The sequence below is a fragment of the Paenarthrobacter sp. NPDC056912 genome (assembly GCF_042786555.1).
Taxonomy (GTDB): Bacteria; Actinomycetota; Actinomycetes; order Actinomycetales; family Micrococcaceae; genus Arthrobacter.
Genome location: NZ_JBHUCD010000010.1, coordinates 126,607 through 148,935, shown reverse-complemented (window position 1 = coordinate 148,935; position 22,329 = coordinate 126,607). Strand labels below are relative to the sequence as shown.

Here is a 22,329-nt window from a genome sequence, read left to right as displayed (position 1 = left end):
TCACTCCGGGCGGGACGTCACTCCGGGCGGGACACGGCTTGCTGGACTAGCGCCCGGCCGTAGTCGTTGCCATTGGGCGTTCGAAGCACGGTGTGCATGTGGAACGGTGCAGGGTGCTGGTTGTTGAGGAAGACTCCGGTGTGGTGGTCGAGCTCCAGTATCACCACGGGGCTCTGGAGACGGAAGTAGAAGGCGTCATCGCCCTGCCATCCGCCGATCCACGAGAACCAGGTTTCACCGTAGTGCTCCTGGATTTCCCGCAGCCGGACAGCCCGAGGTCCCGCTGGAAGGCAGGCGATGGAATCATCAACCACTCTGTCCAACAGCTCCACCGCGATGGCGGGCATCGAGGACACACGAATCCCTTCATAAGGGATGACGCGGTTGTCCTGGAAACAGCCCGCAAGGTGGCGTTCGTCCCCCGGGTGCAGCCGGCCTTCGGGCATGGACGCATCCTGCAGGTGGTGGAACACCACGGCGTCTGCCCGGAGGGAGTCCGGTAGCGCCGCCATGAGCTCCCGGGCCCACTGGATCCGTTCTTTGAAGACCTTCACGCCCTGGTGGGGGCCGTCGTCGATGACATCCGGTTCGGCGCCCAGGAACACCGGCGAGACCACCATCCGGCTGCCAATCAGCAGGCAATTAAGCGCAACATGATGGCCGAACAGCTGCCAGCCCCAGGGCTCCGTCTCCGAAGGGACCCCGTACAAGGCAAAGTTGTAGCTGTGCTCGTTCATGAGGAGCGGCAAGTCCACCAACTGCCCCAGAAATCCGTTGATGCGCATCAGGTTTCGAACCAGCGAATAGCCCTCGGGACTGAGGCTCGCCTCGACCAGGGCCAGGGCGGCATCGCGAATCCAAGGCTCCAGCTCGTCAAGGCGCAGCCCGGTATCGTGCTGCATGAATTCCGGGTTGGCCCAGCTCTGCCACTCAGGGGCGTCCACGGCGTAGCTCAAGCGGTCCCGCTGGGCGGGCGATGCCAGTGCGAGCAACTTGTCGGCCGCTGCCACCATGTCCGACGTCGGGGCTTCGTCGCCCGGTTGGGCTTCCGTCAGCGTAAACAGGCCCTCGCGAAGGAGGCCGTCGTTGGTGACGCCGACAAAAGGCTGCGGGTACAACCTGTTCCAGCCCTCGATCATGGGCCCGGCAAAGGAGTCGTGCTTGGCTGCCTCAGCATAGGACCTTGCATCCAGTCCACGGAGCTTCGCTACGCGGGGATGGTCCGGCTGGTACAGGTAGTCACGAAATGACGGCGTCGGCACGAGCAGCCTCCTTGGTTTCCTGGGAATCAGAGCGGGCCCATCCTGTGGCGACTCGGAGGGCGTCGGCGACAGCCTCAGCGGAGGACCCCCGCCAGGCAACGTGTTGATCAGGCCGGACGAGCACTGCGTCGGCAGCCCAGAGATCCCTCATGAAGACCCCCGTGGCGTCCGGCCCAACCTCCCTCACGGTCAGCGGAACACCTTGGGCAGCAGCGGCGGCAAGTACCGGATCATAGGCACTTTCGACGCCGGCATCCTCCAAGGCTTCAGCGTCCACGAGCAAGGTAAACCCGGTCCCCAAAAGGTCATAAACCGACGTCGAATCTTTCAACCAGGCATGCGGAAGCAGCGCGCCCGGACATGCCGACGGAAGGTAGCGGATGGGATCTTCGACCGGAACAGGGCTTCCGTCCGGCACCACGATCGGAGACGCGGCGTAGCTGTAGCCGAGGACAAGCCCCAAGGAATCGAATTCACTGCGCTTGACACCCAGTGCTTCGCGAGCCGACAACCGGGCAGCGTCGCCCACCGGGCCTGCGGAAGCCAGCGCTGGATTGGCAAAATGGTAGGCAAGGGCCTTGCCATTGGCTGCGGCGTCGTTGATGGTTCGCTCAGCGATGGGTCTACGTTCATGTTCGTAGCTGGCCAAAAGGGCTGGACCGGCCCAGCCCTCCAGGACGGCGGAGATCTTCCAGGCGAGATTGGCGGCGTCACCGATGCACGTATTGAAGCCGTGTCCGCCCCACGGCGGGTTCTGGTGGGCGGCGTCGCCCACCAGGTACACGCCGTCGTGCCCGTAGGAAGGAGCAAGGAGCATGCGCGCCGTCCACGGGTCCGTAGCAACTACGTCAACCTCGACGTCGGCTCCCACCAACGAGCGGACGAGTGCCACGGGATCCACGTCCTGCTCCGCGTCCACGCCTTGGATGATGGCCCACCAGGTCCGGCCCAGGTCCATTCGGCCCACCATGCCGGAAGTACCGGGCCCGAGAACCCAGTACTGCACTGCCGGATCGAGGCTGATGGTGGTGGCCAGATCGCTGGAACGGAACAGGATGCTGATATTGGACAGGGTTGCGGATCCGCCTTCGAGCCGTAGGCCCAAGCCACGACGGACCGTGGACGAACCGCCGTCGGCTCCTGCCAGGAAACCGCACTCAACGCTGCTGCTGTTACCTGCGGCGTCGACTACGGTTACTTGCTGGCCGGCACCCTCCCGTGAGAAGGCATCCACGCGCAATCCCGTCAGGAGCGTGGCATGGGTGGACGCTGCCACCGCATCACGGAGTACCGATTCCAGCAGCGGTTGCGGTATTTGTTGACCGCATTCCGGTTGCGGTTCATAGCGGCCCGTTTCCAGCTGGAATGCGTTGGAAAACCTGCGGATTTCCCTGCCGGTCAGGGACGAGCAGAAGATGACGTCCTGGGCGAAGGCCACGGGCAAAGGCGCCGCCGCCCGCAGCCTGTCCGCCAGTCCTAGCCGGCGCAGGTGCGTCATGGTCCGCGAATTGGTGGTCTTGGCACGCGGCCGGTCCAGGTCGATCGCCAGGCGCGGCTCTATGACCAGGCTTCGAATTCCCCGTTGCGCCAAGTCCAGGGCCAGGAACAATCCGCTGGGACCGCCGCCGGAAATCAGGACCGGGATCTGGTCCGGCACCTCTACGAGGCCGGCGTTGTTGATGGCACCCATCAGGCCCTCGCCCGGAGTGTCGGCGCGCCGATGGGAGTCAGCAGAGTGCCAAGTTTCTCGATTTCGACCTCCACGATGTCACCGGGGTGCAACAGCCACTGAGGACTGCGGGCATAGCCAACGCCCTCGGGAGTGCCCGAGGCAATGACGTCGCCCGGGTGGAGCGTGAGCGTTTCACTGATCAACGCGATGATTGCCGGAACTGAGAAGATCATGTCCCGTGTGTTGCCGTTCTGGACCTCGGTACCGTTCACCAAGGTGCGCACCTGGAGGCCATCGCGGAGATCGCCAACCTCGTCGCGACTGACCAGTGGTCCCAATGGTCCAGTGAAGTCGCCGTTCTTGCCAAGGGTCCACTGGCTGGTGAGCTTCTGGGCGCGGCGGGCCGTGATGTCGTTGAAAGTGGAGTAGCCGAACACTGCATCCTCGGCTGTTGCCTCGTCCACGGACTCGACGCGCTTGCCGATGTAGGCGGCAACCTCCCCTTCCCAGTCCAGTCCGGCCTCGCCGCCGGGAACGGGTACAGGGACGTTGCCGACGGACAGCGATGCCGTCCACCGTCCAAAGAGCGTGGGGTACGGCGGAAGGTCCTGGTCCTTGTAGCTGCCTTCGGCTGCGTGGGCCTTGTAATTGAGTCCGACGCAGATGACCCGCGCGGAGCCCGGAACCAGCGGAACCTCCGTGACGTCGATCCGGTCCGTCCCTGCTGCGGTGTCGGCGATGATCGCAGGGGCTTTCTCCTGCCATCTGGCCGCATCGGCCCAGAAGTCCGTCACGGATGCCAGCGGAAAGACTTTGCTGCCGCTGAGCGCTGCTACCCAGGTGCCGCCGTCGTGGTTGATGCCTATGTACTGCATGGTGGGCCTTTCAGCTTCGCCCTGAGGCGGTTGTCGGTGGGAGGGCACGGCAAGGAAACCCCAAAGGTGGTGCCGGTGCGGGAAGAACTTACGGGAGGCCGGATTGCCGGCGGAAGAACGAGACAGTGGCCGCCAGTGCCTTCTCAGCAGCCGCCGGACTTCCCTCCGGAAGGGACCACATGTGATCGGCGTGGTCAATGAGGAGAAGTTCGACCTCGGCGCCGGACTTTTCCAGTGCGGCCGCCAAGGATTGTGATTGGGCCGCTGGGACGAAACGATCCGCGCTGCCGTGGACCAGAAGGAACGGAGGAGACCCGGGGCGGACATAGCTGATGGGGCTCGCAGCGGCCGCCCTCTCGGGATTTTCCGCGAGGACCCCACCGACCAGCAGCTCCTCCCGGGAGCCGGGGTCGCTGGCACGGGCCACGGCATCGGGCAGCGCTTGGTCCCCCATGTGGATCAGGTCGGTGGGCGGATACCATGCGGCTACAGCCGCCACCCTGCTGCTGTCCGTGCCTGTGAGACCGACCAGGCTGGCCAAATGCCCTCCCGCGGAGTCGCCCCACGCGTAAATGCGTTCCGGGTCCACGCCGTACTCGACGGCGTGGTTCCGCAGCCATTGCACAGCGGCACGGGCGTCATGGAGTTGGGCGGGGAACTGCGCTTCGCCACTCAACCGGTAGTCGGCGGAAACAACCACGAACCCGGCTTCGGTAAGAACATCGAACGGTGCCAGCCCGAAGCTGTCGCACACCGGGCCCAGGGAGGAGCGCTCGCCGACGCGCCAGCCGCCTCCGTGGAAATGCACGACGGCGGGACGCTGGTTTTCTTTGCCGCCGCCCTCGGGCGCAGACTTCGGCAGGTAAAGGTCCAGCAGCAGCGGGCGAGAGTGGTGGTCGCCGACGCGGGCAAATTCAACGCCTTTCATTGCGCGACCGTACGTCATCGTTGACTCCTCTTTTGCTGCCGGATCCTCGATGGTCCGGGCCTTCCCTCCAAGGATGTCGAACCTGTGTCCGAACCTGAACAGCCGATTTCAATCATTGGAACTGCCTGCAGTGGCTAGTTCGTTGGCCAGGAACACCAGCCCACGCTGGACGATACCAAGAGCCGCGGAATGGTTGAGGTACCCGTGGGTTGCCCCGTGCTCCATCCTGAACTCGACATCGATCCCGGCACTGCGGAGGCTGGCCGCATACAGTTCCGCCGAAGGCCGCAAGTCGTCGAATTCGCAAGCCACGATTGCGGCCGGCGGAAGCCCTGAGGGGTCTGCATGGCCGGGCACAGCATACGATGACGCCATGCTGATTGGACCCCCGATGTAGTTCTCCAGCATGGCCCGGCAGTCATCTTCGGTAAACCGCAGAATGTGGGGCAAGGACGACATCACACCGGACTCGTCCCCCAGGGGCGTCAGCTTCCCATGCAGGAAGGGATAGGCCAGGAGCAGCTTGGCTGGCAGCTTTTCGCCTATGTCCTTCAAATACATTGCTGCTCCCACCGCCAGGTTCGCACCGGCACTGGCTCCACCAAGGCACAACCGGCCCGGCGCTACACCGAATTCTCCGGCGTGTTCAACGGCCCAAAACCAGGCACCCAGAACGTCCTCGTGAGGCGCCGGGAAATGCACGCCGTCCCTCGCCAGCCGGTAGTCCACGGAGAACACCACCCCACCGGTCTTGTCGGCCACCTCGCGGGCCGTCTGGTCCGCCTCCCGCATGTCCAGGTCCCCGCCCGCGAATCCGCCGCCATGCAGCCAAACCACGCCGGGGACACCGGCGTCGTTCCTCCCCCGCGTGCTGCCCGTGACAGGACCGTAGACGCGCAACGGCACCGGACCCGCAGGCGCGGGTATGTGTGTGTCCAGAACCGGGACATCGGGTTGTGTGTATGCAAGGGAAGTCCCGCTGAATGCTTCGAGCCTTTGCCGGCCGGCGGGGTCGGCCAGCAGTTCCTCAAAGGATTCCGCGCCGGTCACGTGCTCCATGAGCGCGGCCAGCTCAGGATCGAGGCTCATGGCTGCCGGAATTCACGCTGGAAGAAGTCCACCGAGGATTCGAGGATGCGCTCCAGCTGGTCTTCGGCGAAGAAGAAACAGTGGTCCGCGCCGTTGATGGTGACGAGTTCCTGCTGGACTCCGGCACGTGCCAACGCGTTGGCAAGCAGCTCGCTTTGTGCATGCGGCACCAAGCCGTCGCTGTCTCCGTGGATCAGCAGAAACGCCGCAGCATCCGAGGTGACGTAGCTTATGGGGCTCGCGGCGGCCAGGAGAGCGGGATCATCGGAGCCACCCACCAGCATGGTTTCCGGACGTAACGATGTTCCTTCAGGCACCGCGGCAAGAAGAGCTGCTCCCATGAAGTCGTTGGCCGCAGTCATCGGCGGCATATCCTCCAAGGAGGACACGCCGTAGAAGTCCACCACGGCGCTGACCGAGCTGGGTTGTCCCTGCACGCCGAGGCCACCCTCGAGGTCTTCACGCGCTCCTGTCAGTCCAAGGAGAGCCGCAAGGTGGCCACCTGCGGATTCGCCCCAGGCACCAATCCTGTTCGCATCGATGCCCAACAGGTCCGCGTGATGCCGCAGGTACCGGACAGCCGCTTTGATGTCATGCAACTGGGCCGGGAATGGTGCCTCCAGGGAATGGCGGTAGTCCACGGTGGCGCAGGCGATTCCCGCTTCGTTCAGCAAGCGGAACACTGAGTCCGGCGCAAAGGTGGGTGGCAGCTCCCGCCGATCCCCCAGCTGGAAGGCTCCGCCGTGGATCCACACCACCACAGGGACTGCGGTTCCGGCGTTTCTCCGCGGCAACCACACATCCATGGACAGGCGGCGGAAGCCGAGGGCAATCGCGTAGCTCAGCTCGCGGTGGAGCAGGGTATGTTCGGACACCGCCTCCGGGGAAGCAGGAGCCTGGTAGGCCGGGAACGGTGGAGGCGTAGGAACGCGGTGCGGCTCGCCATGCCGGTCCAGCTCGACGAGTCCGGCATTGTCTGATGTGTCAAGTTTCAACAGTTGCTCCTGGAAGTCTGGAAGGGGTTCAGGCGAAATGGCAGGCGACGTCGGAGGAACCCACGCGACGAAGGGCAGGGCGTTCGGTGGCGCAGAGTTCGGTGGCAAGCGGGCAGCGCTGCCGGAACGGGCAACCTCCGGGCGTTGCCGCTACCGCTGCGGCAGTGCGGACGCCGAGGGATTCCCGGACTGCCCGGCGCTCGGCCTGCTCGGCTGGCCGCGGAACCGGAGACGCGGCAACAAGGGCCTGCGTGAAGGGGTGTTTGGGGTTCTCGGTGACCTCTGCCGCCGGGCCGGATTCCATGACCTGGCCGCGATACAGCACCACGACCCTTTGGGCCAGGAACTGGACCACGGAGATGTCGTGGGCGATGAACAAGTAGCTGAGGCCGTGCTCGTCCCGCAGATCAGCCAGCAGGTTCAAGACCTGCGCCTGCGTGGACAGGTCCAACGCGCTGACGGCTTCGTCACACACCACAAGCTTCGGTTCGCAGATGAGGGCGCGGGCCACGGAGATGCGCTGCCGTTGGCCGCCCGAGAACTGGCTGGGGTATCGGTCCACGGCCTCTCGTGGGAGGCCGACACGCTCCAGCATGTCTTCGGCTCTTGATCGGGCTTCTGCGGCAGGGACGCCCCGGACGCGCAGGGGTTCGGCCAAGGAGGATCCGATGGTCTTGCGGGGGTTCAGGGATGAATTGGGGTCTTGGAAGACGGCCCGCAGCTCGCTGCCAATGGCCCTGCGCTTGCCGGAATTGGCGTGCGTGATGTCATCACCTTGGAACTCTACCGACCCGCCGGTCACTTTCTGCAGCCCAAGAATCGCCTTGCCGATGGTGGACTTTCCGGACCCCGACTCGCCTACGAGCCCAACGGTTTCGCCAGGCTGGATGGCAAAGCTGACGTGATCGACGGCGGCCGGTGCCGCGGCTGCCTTCCTTCCGCGGCCGTAGCGGACCACGAGGTCCTTGACGTCAAGAATGGGTCCTTGGCGCACAGTGGTGTCCGTGTCCTGTCGAAGCGGTGTTTCGATGCTCATGCCATGTCCTTTTCAATGAGGTCCAAGCGGTACTTGGCAGGGACGTCAGCAGGTACTTCAATGGGAACCGCTTGCGAGGGAACGTCGGTAGGTACCCACGCGAGCCCTTCCATAGCCAATTCGTCTGCCTTGACGCACCGCACCAGGCCAGTGCCGGCTCCCGAAGAAAGCAGCGGAACAGGCACCGTACACGCAGAGCCGGCGAACTGGCAGCGCGCAGCGAACCGGCACCCAGTGGGCCAATCCTTCGGCTGAGGGACCTGGCCCTTGATGGTGGCGAGGCGCTCGGGCATGTCGCGGGCCGAGTTGGCGTGCGGATCCGCGGCCAGGAGCGCCAGCGTGTAGGGATGCCGGGGGTTGTCGAGGATGCTGACCGTTGGGCCGTTCTCCACCACTTGGCCCGCGTACATGACTGCCACGTGATCGCAAATATCGGCGACGACGCCGAGGTCGTGGGTGACCATCACCACGGACATGCCGGTGTCCTTCACCAGTGTTCGCAGGAGGGAAAGGATTTCGGCTTGGACTGTGACGTCCAAGGCGGTTGTGGGCTCATCGGCAACCAGAAGCCGCGGGTTTCCGGATAGTGCCAGTGCGATGGCCACGCGCTGGGCCATGCCGCCGGAAATCTGGTGGGGATAGCTCTTCAGGATGCGTTTGGCATCAACGATGCCCACCTTTTCCAACAGGCTGAATGCCTCGGCGTTGGCTGCGGCTTTTCCCGCAGAACGGAGGCGTCGGATGGCGGAGGTCAGCTGATAGCCCACGGTAAACATAGGATCCAGGGCCCGCATGGGTTCCTGCGAAATGAGGGCGATGTCCCGGCCACGGATGGCTTCCAGCTCCTTGTCCGTTGCGGCCCCCAGATTCTTCCCGTTCCACAGGATCCCGCCGCCGGTGACAGCGACGCCGGAGGGCAGCAGCCCCATCAGGGACAGCGCGGTCATCGTCTTTCCGCAGCCGGACTCGCCTACCAGGCCAAGAACGGTGCCGGGTTCGACGTCGAAGGCGACGTCCGTGACCAGAGGAGTACCGCCGTCGACCCCTACAGAGAGGCCGCGAACGCTGAGCCTGCCGGGTTCCTGCGCCTCTTGTACGGCAGGGGCGGCCGCTGCAGCGGCAGCGGCCTGGGCTGCCCGCTTCCGTCGGACCGCTGCCGAGGGCAGGTGCGGGGCCGTGGCGTTGGGAGCCTTTCCCAGCGCATTGCCGATCGCGTTGGCAGAAAGGACTGTCAGGGCAAGCACCACGCCGGTGGGAACCATGAGCCACGGGGCGTCGTAGACGTGCTGTGAGGCACTCTGGATCATGCCGCCCCAACTGGGCTGCGGCAGCGGCGGACCGAAGCCAATGAACGCCAAGCCGGCCTGGATCAGCAAGCCCACCGCGAAGATGAGCGCGGACTGCACCACGATAGTGGTGGCCAGGCCCGGCAAGACGTGCCGGACACTGATTGCCAGTGGACCGAGTCCGTCCACCGTGGCCGCGTCGACATAGAGCTGGGACTGCAGCGCCTTCGCTTGGCCAAGCACCACCCGGTAGATGCCTGCGGAGATCAACACGCCCAGGATGGCCATGATCAGCGGTATGTTCGTTCCCACGGCACCTATGACGGCCAGGATGATCACCGTTCCCGGAAGGGACATCATGATCTCGGTGACGCGGCTGATGACACCTTCGCCGCGCTGGCTGTTCGCCGCTGCCAGGGCAAGCAGCGTTCCAAGCCCGACGCCGACAATCACCGTGATGAACGACGTCCCCAGGGTTTCGGCTGCCGAGGCAAAGATGCGGCTGAGGATGTCACGGCCAAGCTCGTCGGTGCCTAGCCAGTGGGCAGCCGTGGGACCGGACAGGACTGCAGTGAAGTCCTGGTCTTCGGTCTTGTAGGGCAGCCACCATTGAGCCGTGAGGGAAGCAACGATGATCGCGGACAACCACAAAGCGCCGGAGAGGCCAGCCGGTGAAGCGATGAGCCGGTGCCCGGAGAGCTTGTTCAGTGCTGTCTTGCGCGGAGATGCTGGGAGTGTGGGAATCATGAGGCACGCAACTTCGGGTCAAGGAATTTGGTGGCAAGTTCGAGCACCAGGTTCACGGCGACAACGACCACCGTGGCGATGACCACCACGCCTTGGACTGCCGGGGCGTCGTGGGTGCTGACTGAGGATTGGACTGCCTGGCCGAGGCCCGGCATGGCGAACAGTTGCTCTGCAATCACGGATCCACCGAAGAGTCCGATGAACTGCAAGGCAATACCGGCCACGATTGGCAGGCTGGCGTACCGCAGGGCGTGCACGTACAGAATCTTCCACGTCGGCGTGGCTGTGGCCCGGAGGGTGCGGATGTGTTCCTGTTGCAGGGCCTCGAGCATGGAAGCCCTGGTTTGGCGGGCGATGAAGGCCGCACCGCCCACCGCCAAAGTGATGACCGGCAGCGCCAGGGACAACGCCCAGTCCTGGGGTGAGACCTCAAACGGCACGTAACCGGTAGCGGGGAAGATGGATGACTGGACGGCAAAGAGATAGACAAAGATGACGCCGATCCAGAAGGCGGGCAGTGCCACGAGCAGTCCGACGAATCCGCCGATCAACTGATCCAGGAACCCGCCACGGACTGCCGCTGTCACACCCAGGGCAATGCCGATCGCGGCGCTGAGTACCGTGGCGCCGGCTGCCAGGGATGCGGTGACCGGGAGCCTGTTGGAAAGGTCCGCGCTGATGGATCGTCCGTCGATCAGGGAACTGCCCAAGTTGCCTTGGACTGCGCCGCCGAGCCAGCGGAAGAACTGGACCACCAAGGGATCGTTCCAGCCGAGGCTCTGGTTAAGGTTGTCGATGGCATCCTGAGAGGCACCCGCCCCGAGGGAAACAGCGCCCGGGCTGCCGGGCATGGCGTGGACCAGCAGGAATGCCAGCACCGCCACCACCAGCACGGTGGCCAGCGCCATCATCAGGCGCTTGGTGACGAACATTGCCATGGTGACCTCCAGTGGTCGGGCCGGACGCCGCCCCGTAAGGGACGGGCGCCCGGCCTAGGTGGGTGGATCAGTTGGCGGGTGCGTAGGAGGAGAGCAGCGGGTACACGTTGGTTCCGGCGAACTTCACCTGCTGGACCTTCTTGGTGTTGTAGCCCTGGTTGGTCAGCGACTCGTACAGCGGGATCATCCAGCCGGATTCCACCAGGCGGGTATTGAGCTTGGTCAGCGCGGCCTTCGTGGAGGCCTCGTCCTTGGCTGCGGCGGCTTCGCCGGTGGCGGCGTCGAGCTGCGAGTCGGTGGCCTTCTGCACGTTGGTGAATCCATTGAGGATGGCCCCGTACATCAGTCCCACGGGGTTGTCCCAGCCCAGTGGGGCGTAGCCCAGCGGGGTGGTTGCCACAGCGGCGAATGCTTCATCCGTGGAGGCTGCCAGCTTGACGTTCATGGTGATCCCCACAGCAGCCAGGTCCTTCTGGACTGCTTGGAGGTCGGTCTGCGTCTGTGTGCTGGCGATGATCGTGAAGTCGAAGCCATCGGCGTAGCCTGCCTCAGCCAGGAGACTCTTTGCCTTGGCGGGATCGTAGGCGAACCGTGTGTTCAATTCCTCGGTGAAGCCGGCCGAATCCTTGGGCAGGGCATTCCATGCCGGAATGTCGCCCTTGTGGAGCGCGTCCACCAGCGCCTGCCGGTTGATGGCGTATTGGAACGCCTGTCGTACCTTTTCGCTGGCAAAGGCGGGAGCGGTCTTGCCGGTCTTGTCGAAGGAAATCATGGTTTGGACGGTGCCGCCGATTTGCGAGACCCCCACTCCCTTGGACTTGGCGAAGTCAACTGTGGACGATGTCAGGGAGGCAACGTCCGCCTGGCCGGAAACCAGTGCGTTCGCGCGGGCCTGGGGGTCCATGATGACGCTAAAGGTGATCTTCTTGTAGGCGTATTTGGAGGCGTCGGCGTTCTTGTCATTCTTGATGAAGACGTACTTGTTGCCCTTGACCGTCGCGCCACTGTCCAAGGTGTAGGGTCCGGAACCGTCAGGGGTGGTGGCAAGGCTGGCACTGTCCGTCACGGCGCTCTTGCCCACGATCATGCCCAAGGTGGAGGTGAGGTTCTTTTCGAAGCCCGGTTGCGCCTTGGCGAACGTGATGGCCACTTGCGTTGGACTGACCACGTCCACAGTGGTGATTTCCTGGGCGCCACCCTTGGCTATGGCCGAGTAGGCGCTCAGCGCGGCGTCGCTGCGGCGGTCAAGGTTCGCTTTCACCAAGGCCGCGTCCAAGGTTGAACCGTCCGTGAAGGTCACGCCCTCCTTGAGCGTCAGCGTCAGGACGGTGTTGTCGGCGTTGTAGCTAAACTCCTTGGCCAGGCCTGGTCCTACGCTGCCGTCGGGCTGCATGGTCATCAGGTTTTCATACAGGCCTTCGAAGAACTGTCGCTGGGCGTCCGATACACGCAACGGGTCATAGCCGAACGAGGCACTGTCGCTGTCCGTGGCGATGGTCAGCGTGCTCTTGTCCGCGGTGGACGTGGCCGCTGTACTGCCGCCGCAGGCTGTCAGGGATCCCAGGAGGAGCGCCCCGGCCAGGACGGCCGCGCTCCGACGTGCAGGGGAGGTCAGGAGTTTCATGTGCTGCGCCTTCGCATTCGTGAGGGAATCTAAGTCGGGATGTGGCACCGGCGGCCTGGACAAGATCGGCTGTGACATGTCCGGGCCGATCCGTGGGCGCCCTCTCGTCAGATGGCTTCCGGTGACCGGCTTCTTCAAGAGTGGTTGGCGGGCAGCACTTCGCCCCACGTGAATTTCATTGGTTGAAACAGTATTGTGGTGGAGATCACTCCTTAGATTGAAAGGATTCAGGTTCATGTCTGTCGAGGATGGAAGCGCCAGCGCCAGCGGCACGCCGCAACGCGGCAAGCGTCCCAAGCAGGGCGAACCGGTCATTGATCGCGCACTGAGCCTGCTCGCCGTCTTCACCGACCGGCGTCGTGCCCTGACGTTGTCCGAAATGGCCCGGTTGGCTGACATGCCGGCGCCCACCGCGCTGCGACTGATCGCCCGCCTGGTAGCGTGGGGCGCCCTGGAGCGGCTCGAAGACGGCCGATACGTGGTGGGCGTCAGGCTCTGGGAGGTGGCGTCATTATCGCCCCGCGGCCACGGCGTCCGCGAGATCGCCTTGCCGTTCTTGGAGGACCTCTATGCCGTGACGCGCCACCACGTGCTCCTGGCCGTCCGCGACAAGAACGAGGCGGTCCTGATCGAGCGCCTCTCGTCCAAGGAAGCTACGGAAGTCGCCTATCGCGTGGGCGGCCGGGCGCCTTTGAGGTCGACGGCGGTGGGTTTGGTGCTGCTCTCCGGCGCCGATGCCGCGTTCCAGGAAGCCGTCATCAGCCAACCACCCGATGTCGAAGCCGGCGTGGACACCATGCCGGAGGGGCAGTTGAGGCGTACCTTGTCCGACGTGCGGCGAACCGGAGTGGCAATGATCCGGCGCTCGGCTCCGTCCCGCACGGTGTCTGTCGCGTCCCCCATTTACGGTGCGGAAGGATCGGTGGTGGCCGCGTTGTCCATAGTGGTTCCCGACGGCGCCACGCCGCCGAACGTCCTAGCCCCCGCCGTGCAAGCAACTGCCAGGGCGGTCTCTCGAAACCTGGGCTACAACGCCGGCCCGACGGAAAGCGTGCGGATGCGCTAGAGGGTGTCCGCCATTCCGGCGTAGTCGGGCGCCAGGAGCGAGCGGGCCAAACGGCGGGCGTAATCCCGGATGCCCTCCACCAAATCCAACCGTCCGCCAGCCAGTGCCCACTGAAGCTGCAGCCCATCACTGACGGCAATGATCTCGCGGGCGCACGCGCCTACGTTGATGTCGTCGCGGAGGTAACCGCGCTCCACCCCGGCGGCCAGTCGCTGCGCAGTCTCGCCCACGGCGCGCTCATACCAGCCGGCGTACAGCTGGTGGGCCGGCGTCGAAGAGTCTGCGGCTTCTGCGCAGACCTGCACGAACAGTTCAATGAGTCCAGGCTCCCTGACCAGCTCACGCGTGGACTCCACCATGCTCCTGAAGAGCGCAAGAGGGTGGTCGGCTTCCTGCGACTGGGACGTCCACCACGTCGCCGTTTGCTCGAGTCGACGCTCCGCCACGCCCAGCAGAAGATGCTTCTTGGAACGGAAGTGGTGCATCAGGCCGCTTTCGCTGAGGCCAACGTCAGCGGCGATCTCAGAAAGGGGCACCCGATGATAGGCGGACGCGGCAAAGAGCCGGGTGGCCGCGTCCAGAATCTCGGCACGCTTGGCGCGCCCCACCTCATAGCTTCCAGTCTTTCGCCGCGTTCGCACGTTCTCAGGGTAGCTTCGCCTTGCCATCATAAAAACAGTGCTTACTTTGTTTTTATGGATTAGCATTGGCGGATGGCCGCGAAGATGCCGGCCTTCCCCGGAGGAGTCCCCTTGGCTGACCTTGATTTCCACCCCGCAATTCACGAAGCATTACATGATGCTTCCTGGATCTCGCCCCATGAACCGCATCCCGCCGGGCCAGGCAACCGCCCCGCGTACTGGCTCCGCAGCTCCTTCACCTGGACACCGGACAATGGCAAGGCGACGGTTCACGCTACGGCCCACGGCATCTATGAACTGTTCATCAACGGCAGCCGCGTAGGCGACGAAGAACTGACGCCTGGATTCACCTCGTACCGCAAGCGGCTGCAGTTCCAGGAATGGGAGATCACCGGGTTTCTGGTCAGCGGCCTCAATGAGGTGACTGCGTTGCTTTCAGACGGCTGGTTCCGGGGCCGGCACGGATTTGAACGGCGTGCTGATGGTTTCGGCACCGAGACTGCCTTCCTCGCCTCCGTCACAACGCCCGCCGGGGTACTGATCGCCACCAACGGCGACTGGCAATCGCGCGAAAGCCACATTACCCGCGCCGACTTGATGGACGGACAGGCGGTGGACTTCCGGCGCTGGCCGCTGTCCTTGGAGGAACACACGACGCCGGATGGCTGGCTTCCGGTTGTCCCCTGCCTCGGCGGCCTTTACGAGAACCGCGACCGGTTGGTCCGGCCGCTCGCACCCCCTGTGCGACGCATCGAGGAACTCCCGCCGGTCAGCGTCACGGTTCCGTCCCCGGGCGTCACCGTGGTGGACTTCGGGCAGAACATCAATGGCTGGGTCCGATTGGTCAAACTCGGCCCGGAGGGACATCTCACTACCCTCCGGCATGGAGAGGTCCTGGACAGCTCCGGCCTGGTGTCCACGGAGAACATCCGGGCCTTCGATTTCGCCACCAAGACCCCCCTGGCCGCCGGGCAGATCGACACAGTGATCTCGGCCGGGCGCCCCGGTGACGTTTTCGAACCGAGGCACACCACCCATGGCTTCCGGTACGTTCAGGTTGAAGGCGCAGCCGGTCCTCTCTCGCCGACTGACATTACGGCCGTCGTGGTCCACACCGCCCTGAGAAGAACCGGCACATTCGAATGCAGCGATCCCCGGCTGAATGCACTCCACGATGCCATTGTGTGGAGCTTCCGCGGCAACGCCTGCGACGTCCCCACAGATTGCCCCCAACGGGAAAGGTCAGGGTTCGCCGGCGACTGGCAGGTCTTCGCAGACACGGCAGCCCTGATGTATGACGTCTCCGGGTTCAGTGCCAAATGGCTCCAGGATCTGGCCGCAGATCAATGGGCGGACGGCCGGGTACCCACAGTTGTTCCCAACCCGGCCGGAGACCGCCCCTCCGGCAACGTTTTCGAGGACCTGGCCACCGGTTCGGCCGGCTGGGGTGATGCTGCGGTGTTCGTGCCATGGTCCTTGTGGCGGGCCTACGGGGACAAAGAAGCACTCTCCAGGTCCTTTCCGTCCATGCGGGCGTGGGTTGATTATGCTGCCGGCGCCGCATCGGCCAACCGCCACCCTGACCGGGCAAGCTTCAGGCCCGATCCCTTGCCCCACGAGCAATACCTGTGGGACACCGGCTTCCACTTTGGTGAATGGCTGGAACCGGACACCCCTCCGAACCCCGATCCCGCGCGGGACCACGGAATCGTGGCCACTGCCTATCTGCACCGTTCAGCCCGGCTCTTAGCCCAGGCAGCCGCCGTGCTCGGGGAACACGACACCGCGGCAAGGTACGACGCACTGGCCGGCAAAGCCCGGGATGCCTGGCGCGCTGAGTACCTTGACGGAGCTGGAAGGTTGAATGAAGAGTCCCAGGGCCACTACGTCCGTGCCTTGGCATTCGGGTTTGTTCCGGACGAACTCGCGCCCCGGACTGCGTCCCGGTTGGTGGAACTCATCCGCCTCAACGGCACGCGGCTCGGTACCGGATTCCTGGCCACCGGCCTCCTGCTGCCCACGCTTGCCGAGCATGGGCACCTCGATGTCGCGTATGAACTGCTGCTCTCCACAGGAACTCCGTCCTGGCTCGGAATGCTCGATGCCGGAGCCACAACCATGTGGGAGTGGTGGGACGGAGTGACCGGCAGCGGAGCGAGGGGTTCGCTTAACCACTACAGCAAAGGGGCCGTGGGTTCATTCCTCTACACACATCTGGCGGGCATCCGCCTGCCCGCGAACCCGCGCGAGTCCGAGTCGGCCTACCGCACCGTGACCATTGCCCCGCAGCCCGGAGGTGGCATCACCTCGGTCAGTGCCGCCGTCGAGACGCCACAGGGCCGCCTCAGCGCAGCCTGGACCGCCGAACGCGGCAAGTTCGCCCTGCACGTCGAGATTCCCCTGGGAGTCACTGCCACGGTGGAACTTCCGGACGGTTCATTACGCCCGGCGCCGGCCGGAACGCATGATTTCGTGATTGGACGCCTATAGAGTCGTTTCAATGGACAGCAACCCAACAATTTCCGAAGGGCCCATATCTACGACGCAGCGTGGCGAGCACCAGGACGGCTTTGTCAGAGTCCGTGGAGCCCGCGAGAACAACCTGCGCAACGTGGATGTTGATGTGCCCCGGGATGCCATAGTGGCGTTCACCGGCGTCTCCGGTTCGGGAAAGTCGTCCTTGGCTTTCGGCACCATCTTTGCCGAAGCCCAGCGCCGCTACTTCGAATCCGTGGCCCCCTATGCCCGCCGGCTGATCCAACAAGGCCACAACCCCAAAGTGGAGCTGATCACGGGACTGCCTCCCGCCGTCGCACTTCAACAGCGCCGCGGCACCGCTACCGCCCGTTCAAGCGTGGGCACGGTGACCACACTTTCCAACTCGCTGCGCATGCTCTACTCGCGTGCCGGCAGCTATCCGAGCGGCGCCGGCCAGCTGGACTCTGACGCGTTCTCCCCCAATACAGCCGCCGGTGCCTGTCCGGAATGCCATGGCTTGGGTACGGCCCACACCGTCAGCGAATCGTCCTTGGTCCCCGATCCCTCGCTCAGCATCCGGGATGGTGCCATTGCGGCCTGGCCCGGGGCGTGGCAAGGCAAGAACCTCCGCGACATCCTCACGCACCTGGGCTACGACGTCGATATTCCGTGGCGGAAGCTGCCCAAGAAGGACCGGGACTGGATCCTTTTCACCGAAGAGCAGCCAGTAGTGGAGGTGACGCCGCAAAGAGACAGGGTCGCCAAGCCATACAAAGGCAGGTTCTGGAGTGCCAGAAGCTATGTCATGCACACACTTGCGGACTCAAAAAGCACCACAATGCGTGATCGTGTGCTGCGCTTCATGGAGACAGGACAGTGCCCGCGCTGCGAGGGCAGCGGGCTCAGGCCGGATGCCCTTGCCGTGACCTTCGCCGGAAGGACAATTGCCCAGCTCAACGCTCTGCCGATGACCGAACTTGCCGACGCCATCCGCCCCACAGCGGAGCTGAAAGCTGCGGGGACTGCCTCACGGACCCAAACCTCGGGCGAAGACAACGAGGTAGCCGTGGCCATCACCCGCGACCTGCTCAACCGGGTCACCGTACTTCTGGACCTGGGACTTGGGTATCTGGCCCTGGGCCGCCCGACCCCCACCCTTTCCCCCGGCGAGATGCAAAGGCTCCGGATCGCCACTCAACTGCGTTCCGGGTTATTTGGCGTCATCTACGTGCTCGACGAGCCGTCCGCCGGGCTCCACCCTGCCGATGCCGAGCCGCTCCTCGATGTACTGAACCAGCTCAAAGCCTCCGGCAACTCGGTATTCGTGGTGGAGCACAACATGGACTTCGTCCGCGCCGCCGACTGGCTGGTGGATGTGGGTCCCCACGCCGGCGAAGGGGGCGGCAAGGTCCTCTACAGCGGACCCGTGGCGGGCCTCGAGAAGGTTCAGGCCTCCGTGACGCGGCCGTTCCTCTTCCCTTCAGGCCGGGACAACGGCAACCACGCACCGCTCGACGGCGGCCCCGTCACCACAGGGAACAGCCGCAGCCATAGCGCTCCACGGGTGGCGCACCAGTGGCTGAAGGTTCAGAAGATCAACAGGCACAACCTCCGCGATCTTGAGGCCGAGTTCCCGCTGGGCGTGTTGACTGCCGTCACCGGTGTCTCCGGCTCGGGGAAGTCCACCTTGGTCAGCCACGTCCTGGGGGATGTGGTCGGCGCAGAGCTGCATCCGGAATCCACCGGAAAGGACGACTCAAGCGTGCCGCAGGATGTGGGATTGGTGTCAGGACTGCATCAGCTGGACCGGCTGGTGAAAGTCGACCAAAAGCCCATCGGCCGCACGCCACGATCCAACCTTGCCACCTACACGGGGCTATTCGACGGGGTCCGGAAGGAATTCGCCGCAACTGACGGCGCGCGCTCCCGCGGCTACGGAGCCGGCCGGTTCTCCTTCAACGTAGCCGGCGGCCGATGCGAAACATGCCAGGGGGAAGGGTTCGTGGCGGTAGAGCTCTTGTTCCTTCCCGGAAGCTATGGTCCCTGCCCGGAATGCCACGGCTCGCGCTTTAATCCCGAAACACTGGAGGTCACGTACCGCGGCAGGACCATCGCCGACGTACTGGGCATGACCGTAAACGCGGCCTCCGAGTTCCTGTCAGACCTACCCCAGGTTTCCCGCAGCCTCCAGACCCTGCGCGAAGTCGGCTTGGGCTACCTCCGGCTCGGCCAGCCCGCCACCGAACTGTCCGGCGGCGAAGCCCAGCGGATCAAGCTTGCCACTGAACTGCAGCGCATCCAGCGTGGCCATACCCTTTACTTGCTGGATGAACCCACCACAGGGCTGCACCCTGCCGACGTCCAACTGCTGATGGACCAACTGCACCGGCTCGTCGACGCCGGCAACACCGTTATCGTGGTGGAACACGACATGGACGTCGTCGCCGGCGCCGACTGGGTCATCGACCTTGGCCCCGGCGGTGGCGACGCCGGAGGCGAGATCATGGTTGCAGGTCCGCCGGCCGTCGTCATGCGTTCACAAGCAAGCCGGACGGCACCGTACCTTGCAGTCGCGTTGGGGCAGTGAGCTAGCGCCGGGGAATGTTGCGCAGGTTGCTGCGCGCCATGCTGACAGCTTCACCCGCTCCACGGTTCAGGACCACCTTGGACATGGCGGTGGCGAAACCGAGGACTTGTGATCCCGAGATCTTCGGCGGGATGGACAGGGCGTTGGGATCCGTGATGAGCTCCACCAGTGACGGGCCCGGGTGCGCGAACGCCTCACGATACGCGGCTTCGATCCTGGCCGGATCGGTGACCCTCACTGAGTGGAAGCCCAGGGCTTTGGCCACGGCAGCGTAGTTGGCATCCGGTACGTCCACACCGAAATCGGGCAGGCCGTCCACCAGCATCTCCAGCTTGACCATTCCCAGGGTGGAGTTGTTGAACACCACTACGTTGACCGGCAACTGATGTGCTGCCACAGTGATCAGTTCGCCGAGCAGCATGGACAGGCCGCCATCCCCCGAAACGGAAACCACCTGGCGGCCCGGATACGCCACTTGCGCGCCGATGGCATGCGGAAGGGCGTTGGCCATGGAACCGTGCAGGAAGGAGCCGATCAGCCTGCGGGTGCCCAGCGGGTTGATGTAGCGCGCGGTCCAGACGTTGCACATGCCGGTATCGGCCGTGAAGATGGCGTCCTCGGCCGCGACTTGGTCCAGCAGCGAGGCGGCGTACTCCGGGTGGATGGGCTGCTTGTGTTCCACCTTTCGGGTGTAGGCACCCACGGCTTTGTTCATCAGGCGGTCGTGCTTTTTCAGCATCTGGTCCAGGAAGCGACGGTTCTTCTTCGGGGCCACCAACGGCAGCAGCGCGGCCAGCGTCGGCAGCACGTCGCCGTGGACGGCAATATCGACGTCGGTGCGCCGCCCCAGCCGCTGTGCTGCCCGGTCAACCTGGGCGGTCCGCGTGTCGGGCAGGAACTGGTCATAGGGAAAGTCCGTGCCCAGGAGAATCAGCAGGTCCGCGTCCTCGATGCCTTCCGCCGCTGCTCCGTAACCAAGAAGGCCGGTCATTCCGATGTCGAACGGGTTGTCGTACTGGACGAAATCCTTGCCCCGCAGCGAGTGGCCGATGGGTGCCTTCACCAGTTCAGCCAGGGCGATGAGTTGGTCATGCGCGCCTTCGACGCCGGCGCCCGCGAATATGGCGACCTTGGCGGCGTCGTTGATGGCGTCTGCCAGTTCCTGGACGCTGGCGGGATCGGGGACCAAACTGGCCGGCCGGAACGTGGCCGGCAGCGGCGTTGGCGCGGTTGCCTCCAGACCGGCAATGTCGCCGGGGAGCGTGACCACGGCGACTCCGCCAAGGCCCAAGGCGTTCTGGATGGCACTGTGCATCACCCGTGGCGCCTGCTCGGCAGTGCTGACCAATTCCGAGTAGACGGAGCACTCATTGAAGAGCCGGTCGGGGTGGGTTTCCTGGAAGAAGCCGCTGCCGATCTGCTTGCTGGGGATATGCGATGCGATCGCAAGGACCGGGGCACCTGTCCGGTTGGCGTCGTAGAGTCCATTGATCAAATGCAGGTTTCCGGGGCCGCAGGAGCCTGCACAGACGGCGAGCTTGCCGGTCAGTTGCGCCTCGGCGGCAGCGGCAAACGCGGCAGCCTCCTCATGGCGGACGTGGATCCAGTCGATGCCGCCGTTCTTGGAGCCTCCCGTTTGACGGACAGCGTCCACTATCGGGTTGAGGCTGTCCCCCACGATCCCGTAGATCCGCTGCACGCCGGCAGCCTGGAGTTGTTCGATGAGTTGGGTGGCAAGTTCCTTGGCCATGATGTGCAGACTCCCGCAGTTGTGGTGTTGGGCTGACATGGCCCAATATAGTCGGCCCGCCTTTGCTCTGGTTGGGAGAGCCGTTCGTTGCTAGCGTGGCCGAATGAGCCCCTCGAAGACCCCGGCGGAAATCCTGGACATTGCCGGCTCGGAAGTCCGGATCTCGAATCCGGACAAAGTAGTCTTCCCTGAGCCAGGCCTGACCAAGCTCGATCTGGTTCGCTACTATCTCGCTGTGGCGGACGGCGCACTGCGAGGAGCCGGCGGCCGGCCCATGGTGCTCAAACGCTTCCCGAAGGGCATCGACGCTGAGCCGTTCTTCCAAAAGCGCGTGCCTGAGAACCACCCGGACTTCATCCACACCGCAACGCTGCATTACGCATCCGGAACGTCCGCCGAAGAGACAGTACTACGGGACACTGCGGGACTGGCATGGGTAGTCAACCTGGGCTGCCTGGACCTCAACCCGCACCCCGTACGAGCTGAAGACCTCGACCACCCCGACGAACTGCGGGTCGACCTCGATCCCATGCCTGGAGTGGACTGGTCCCAAATCGTCGACGTCGCCTACGTGGCGCGCGAGGTGCTTGACGACGTCGGCCTGGTCGGGTGGCCGAAGACCAGCGGGTCCCGTGGCCTCCACATCCTGGTGCGCATCGCGCCCCGATGGTCTTTCCGCGAGCTGCGGCTGGCCGCCGAGACCCTTGCCCGCGAGGTAGAGAACCGCGCACCCGGGCTGGCCACCGCTAGGTGGTGGAAAGAGGAACGCGGTGAGAGCGTTTTTGTCGACTTCAACCAAAACGCCAAGGACCGCACCGTGGCCTCGGCATATTCAATCCGGTCCCTGCCCGATGCCCGGGTCTCAACCCCGCTTACCTGGGACGAAGTACGCTCAGCCCGTCCGGAGCAGTTCACCGTCCACACCGTACCCGGGCGCTTCGCGGACCTGGGCGACCCCCATGCCGGCATCGATGATGCGGTGGGTTCGCTGGACGGGCTGCTCGCCCTGGCAGCGGAGCTTGGTCCAGCGGAAAAGGCGCCGCGGGCCGGCGATGGATCCGGACGCCGCCTGTCCATGATGCCGCTGGTCGAAGTGGCCCGAACCAAGACCAAGCCAGAGGCACTCGCTGCCCTCGAAGAGTGGAAGAACCGCCACGCGGATGTTGTCCCGGTCCTGCACCCGGCCGACGTGCTGGTGGACGGAATGCGGGGATCGAGCTCGCTCTGGTACCGCGTACGGGTGAACTTGCAGCACGTCCCCGAAACGGACCGGCCTCCGCAGGAGCAGCTGATCGCCGACTACGACCCCTGGGCCGGTAAGGAGTGGCCCGGACATCCGGGATCCTGACCTCGAC

At 64.6% G+C, this 22,329-nt stretch carries 16 protein-coding genes; 4 read left to right on the top strand and 12 right to left on the bottom strand.

All coding sequences use genetic code 11. The annotated features are described in order from the left end of the window. Nucleotides 1–17: 17 nt before the first annotated feature. The 10 genes from ACFRJ9_RS12860 to ACFRJ9_RS12815 all read right to left on the bottom strand — a co-directional run bounded on the left by ACFRJ9_RS12860 (nt 18) and on the right by ACFRJ9_RS12815 (nt 12,452). Nucleotides 18–1,262: a DUF3500 domain-containing protein gene (locus tag ACFRJ9_RS12860; RefSeq protein WP_377668386.1), complete on the bottom strand. Its 1,245-nt coding sequence runs from the start codon at nt 1,260–1,262 to the stop codon at nt 18–20. After that, nucleotides 1,240–2,952, bottom strand: coding sequence for an FAD-dependent monooxygenase (locus ACFRJ9_RS12855; protein ID WP_377668384.1), 1,713 nt, complete (start codon nt 2,950–2,952; stop codon nt 1,240–1,242). Before ACFRJ9_RS12855 ends, ACFRJ9_RS12860 begins: the two co-directional genes overlap by 23 nt. Next, nucleotides 2,952–3,809 carry a fumarylacetoacetate hydrolase family protein gene (locus tag ACFRJ9_RS12850; protein ID WP_377668381.1) on the bottom strand — a complete coding sequence of 286 codons (858 nt, stop codon included), beginning with the start codon at nt 3,807–3,809 and terminating at the stop codon, nt 2,952–2,954. Before ACFRJ9_RS12850 ends, ACFRJ9_RS12855 begins: the two co-directional genes overlap by 1 nt. An 88-nt stretch (nt 3,810–3,897) precedes the next feature. Next, nucleotides 3,898–4,737: an alpha/beta hydrolase fold domain-containing protein gene (locus tag ACFRJ9_RS12845; protein WP_377668379.1), complete on the bottom strand. Its 840-nt coding sequence runs from the start codon at nt 4,735–4,737 to the stop codon at nt 3,898–3,900. Nucleotides 4,738–4,845: 108 nt separating this feature from the next. After that, on the bottom strand, nt 4,846–5,826 hold the full coding sequence (locus ACFRJ9_RS12840; RefSeq protein ID WP_377668376.1) for an alpha/beta hydrolase: 981 nt from the start codon (nt 5,824–5,826) through the stop codon (nt 4,846–4,848). After that, nucleotides 5,823–6,821, bottom strand: coding sequence for an alpha/beta hydrolase fold domain-containing protein (locus ACFRJ9_RS12835; RefSeq protein ID WP_377668373.1), 999 nt, complete (start codon nt 6,819–6,821; stop codon nt 5,823–5,825). The genes ACFRJ9_RS12840 and ACFRJ9_RS12835 overlap by 4 nt, the downstream gene beginning before the upstream one ends. Before the next feature lie 28 nt (nt 6,822–6,849). Then, entirely contained in the window at nt 6,850–7,857 is a 1,008-nt protein-coding gene (locus tag ACFRJ9_RS12830; protein ID WP_377668371.1) for an oligopeptide/dipeptide ABC transporter ATP-binding protein, read from the bottom strand. Further along, nucleotides 7,854–9,890, bottom strand: a complete 2,037-nt coding sequence (locus ACFRJ9_RS12825; RefSeq protein ID WP_377668370.1) for a dipeptide/oligopeptide/nickel ABC transporter permease/ATP-binding protein — start codon at nt 9,888–9,890, stop codon at nt 7,854–7,856. The genes ACFRJ9_RS12830 and ACFRJ9_RS12825 overlap by 4 nt, the downstream gene beginning before the upstream one ends. Further along, nucleotides 9,887–10,840, bottom strand: a complete 954-nt coding sequence (locus ACFRJ9_RS12820; RefSeq protein ID WP_377668474.1) for an ABC transporter permease — start codon at nt 10,838–10,840, stop codon at nt 9,887–9,889. The genes ACFRJ9_RS12825 and ACFRJ9_RS12820 overlap by 4 nt, the downstream gene beginning before the upstream one ends. Before the next feature lie 55 nt (nt 10,841–10,895). Beyond that, complete coding sequence (locus ACFRJ9_RS12815) at nt 10,896–12,452, bottom strand: ABC transporter substrate-binding protein (RefSeq protein ID WP_377668368.1); 1,557 nt, start codon at nt 12,450–12,452, stop codon at nt 10,896–10,898. A 235-nt stretch (nt 12,453–12,687) separates the two neighbouring features. Between ACFRJ9_RS12815 and ACFRJ9_RS12810 the strand changes: the two genes are divergently transcribed. After that, nucleotides 12,688–13,518, top strand: a complete 831-nt coding sequence (locus ACFRJ9_RS12810) for an IclR family transcriptional regulator (protein WP_377668365.1) — start codon at nt 12,688–12,690, stop codon at nt 13,516–13,518. Here ACFRJ9_RS12810 and ACFRJ9_RS12805 read toward each other — a convergent pair. After that, a complete protein-coding gene (locus ACFRJ9_RS12805) occupies nt 13,515–14,159 on the bottom strand; it encodes a TetR/AcrR family transcriptional regulator (RefSeq protein ID WP_377668362.1) in 645 nt (214 codons plus the stop codon). The genes ACFRJ9_RS12810 and ACFRJ9_RS12805 overlap by 4 nt on opposite strands. A gap of 72 nt (nt 14,160–14,231) precedes the next feature. Here ACFRJ9_RS12805 and ACFRJ9_RS12800 point away from each other — a divergent pair, with 72 nt between their 5' ends. Together ACFRJ9_RS12800 and uvrA are read left to right on the top strand one after the other, a co-directional pair. Further along, entirely contained in the window at nt 14,232–16,649 is a 2,418-nt protein-coding gene (locus ACFRJ9_RS12800) for a family 78 glycoside hydrolase catalytic domain (RefSeq protein WP_377668359.1), read from the top strand. Between the two features lie 10 nt (nt 16,650–16,659). After that, nucleotides 16,660–19,224 (top strand): excinuclease ABC subunit UvrA, encoded by a 2,565-nt coding sequence (gene uvrA, locus ACFRJ9_RS12795; protein ID WP_377668355.1) that lies wholly within the window; start codon nt 16,660–16,662, stop codon nt 19,222–19,224. Nucleotide 19,225: 1 nt separating this feature from the next. Here the strand turns inward: uvrA and ACFRJ9_RS12790 are convergent, their stop codons facing one another. Then, a complete protein-coding gene (locus ACFRJ9_RS12790) occupies nt 19,226–20,974 on the bottom strand; it encodes a pyruvate dehydrogenase (protein ID WP_377668471.1) in 1,749 nt (582 codons plus the stop codon). A 103-nt stretch (nt 20,975–21,077) separates the two neighbouring features. Between ACFRJ9_RS12790 and ligD the strand changes: the two genes are divergently transcribed. Further along, the gene (ligD, locus tag ACFRJ9_RS12785) at nt 21,078–22,322 is read left to right on the top strand and encodes a non-homologous end-joining DNA ligase (RefSeq protein WP_377668353.1); all 1,245 of its coding nucleotides are present in this window, start codon (nt 21,078–21,080) and stop codon (nt 22,320–22,322) included. Nucleotides 22,323–22,329: the final 7 nt, after the last annotated feature.

Bases quoted from the DNA above. Each gene is read 5' to 3' on its own strand.
- ACFRJ9_RS12855 (WP_377668384.1), bottom strand. From the start codon at position 2,952: ATGGGTGCCATCAACAACGCCGGCCTCGTAGAGGTGCCGGACCAGATC.
- ACFRJ9_RS12850 (WP_377668381.1), bottom strand. From the start codon at position 3,809: ATGCAGTACATAGGCATCAACCACGACGGCGGCACCTGGGTAGCAGCG.
- ACFRJ9_RS12845 (WP_377668379.1), bottom strand. From the start codon at position 4,737: ATGAAAGGCGTTGAATTTGCCCGCGTCGGCGACCACCACTCTCGCCCG.
- ACFRJ9_RS12840 (WP_377668376.1), bottom strand. From the start codon at position 5,826: ATGAGCCTCGATCCTGAGCTGGCCGCGCTCATGGAGCACGTGACCGGC.
- ACFRJ9_RS12830 (WP_377668371.1), bottom strand. From the start codon at position 7,857: ATGAGCATCGAAACACCGCTTCGACAGGACACGGACACCACTGTGCGC.
- ACFRJ9_RS12825 (WP_377668370.1), bottom strand. From the start codon at position 9,890: ATGATTCCCACACTCCCAGCATCTCCGCGCAAGACAGCACTGAACAAG.
- ACFRJ9_RS12815 (WP_377668368.1), bottom strand. From the start codon at position 12,452: ATGAAACTCCTGACCTCCCCTGCACGTCGGAGCGCGGCCGTCCTGGCC.
- ACFRJ9_RS12810 (WP_377668365.1), top strand. From the start codon at position 12,688: ATGTCTGTCGAGGATGGAAGCGCCAGCGCCAGCGGCACGCCGCAACGC.
- ACFRJ9_RS12800 (WP_377668359.1), top strand. From the start codon at position 14,232: ATGGCCGCGAAGATGCCGGCCTTCCCCGGAGGAGTCCCCTTGGCTGAC.
- uvrA (WP_377668355.1), top strand. From the start codon at position 16,660: ATGGACAGCAACCCAACAATTTCCGAAGGGCCCATATCTACGACGCAG.
- ACFRJ9_RS12790 (WP_377668471.1), bottom strand. From the start codon at position 20,974: ATGGCCAAGGAACTTGCCACCCAACTCATCGAACAACTCCAGGCTGCC.
- ligD (WP_377668353.1), top strand. From the start codon at position 21,078: ATGAGCCCCTCGAAGACCCCGGCGGAAATCCTGGACATTGCCGGCTCG.